The following is a 1357-nucleotide window of genomic DNA, read 5'->3' on the forward strand; positions in this document are numbered from 1 at the left end:
ACCTTGTTTTTGACGGCTGGCAGTTGCTGGCCCAGCAGGTGCAGTTTTTCACGCCGAACCCGGAAAACCGCAGCGAACTGCTCGCCGGCAAAATCCAGACCCAGTACGCGGTGTGCGCCCCAACGGGCGAGCCACTGGCGTTGTTTGATGCCGCGGGACACCGGGTCTGGCGCCAGCCGCCGCAGAGCCTGTATGGTTTGCGTTTGGGTGTTCTGGGTGAAAATTCGGAACTGAATCCGGGGATCAAGTTTGCCGGTCAATGGCTCGATGAAGAGAGTGGGCTGGTCTACAACCGATTCCGGTATTACTCGCCGGTGGCGGGGCAGTATCTGACGCCGGATCCCATTGGGCTGCATGGTGGAGAAAATCTCTATGCATATGTTCCTAATCCGCTGACTTGGATAGATCCTCTAGGGTTAAGTAAAAAGTACACAGGATTTGTTTTCCGGGCATTAACCAGAAAGCAGGCAAAATGCGCTGAGGCGGGAGAAGATATCCCACCAAAAGATCCGACAGCAAGCTATTCAGTTCAAGAACATGTTGAGAATGGAAAACTCAATACGCAATTAATTTCTACAACTAAGAAAGAAAGCACCGCTGATTTCTATAATAAAAATGGTAAGGTCAAGGTTGATTTATCCAAGATACCAGATGAGCAAATCGTTGATATTAGTAGAGGGCAGGGATTAACAGGAAAAGCATTCCGTTACGCCCGTAAGGATCAAGAGGTTCTTCTTACGAATGGTATTCCTTCTGGAACATACAAGGTTATAAAATGAGTAATGATCTTTACTTACGTCTTGATTCTATATCTCAAGAGCTAGATGATTTTTATACTAAAGAATATTCTTCTGAGCATGAGGAGTATTTAGAAAATAAAGCAATCAAATCTAAAATTGTAGATTTAATTGTAGAAGCTAAAGAATGTGATGAAAATCAGCTTATTGATAAGGCATTCTTGTTGCTTTTTGACAATACCGGATGCCAAGAAGATTTTGAGATTTTAAATGAAATCGTCACTCCCTTGGTTGATAAAAAAATTATTATCAAGGAATTGATCGAAAAGAATTTGGGTGAGAACTCTCCATTGGCAAGATGGTATTAATTATATTCAATGTGATGATCTTTTAGATTAACATTCAGGCCGGAAATTCTTTTCGATTTTCCGGCTTTATTCTTTTTTAAGAGCCGCTTATTCTCTGCCCTTAGTTGCTGTTGTAATCACCTATCAGTTCCTGCATTCGGAGCTTAATCTCACTGAGCTGATCCTGCTGGCGTTCGTACTGTTGCTTGATGCTGCGAGTATCATCGCTGTCAGGAATAAGCACCAAACAGCCATCCATAATCTTCACGGTGA

Annotated in this window: 2 protein-coding genes; both read left to right on the forward strand. The window is 43.3% G+C overall.

Translation table 11 applies throughout. The annotated features are described in order from the left end of the window. Window positions 1–779, forward strand: a 779-nt coding sequence (locus tag NXS07_RS21645; RefSeq protein WP_308686641.1) for an RHS repeat-associated core domain-containing protein, incomplete at its 5' end; no start/stop codon positions are given. Then, window positions 776–1105: a hypothetical protein gene (locus tag NXS07_RS20065; RefSeq protein WP_258087518.1), complete on the forward strand. Its 330-nt coding sequence runs from the start codon at window positions 776–778 to the stop codon at window positions 1103–1105. The genes NXS07_RS21645 and NXS07_RS20065, both read left to right, overlap by 4 nt. Window positions 1106–1357 lie beyond the last annotated feature (252 nt).

The sequence above is a fragment of the Xenorhabdus bovienii genome (assembly GCF_024721015.1).
In the GTDB taxonomy this organism is placed as follows: Bacteria; Pseudomonadota; Gammaproteobacteria; order Enterobacterales; family Enterobacteriaceae; genus Xenorhabdus; species Xenorhabdus bovienii.

Excerpts from the sequence above, each read along its gene's own strand:
- NXS07_RS20065 (WP_258087518.1), top strand. The coding sequence starts at position 776 with ATGAGTAATGATCTTTACTTACGTCTTGATTCTATATCTCAAGAGCTA.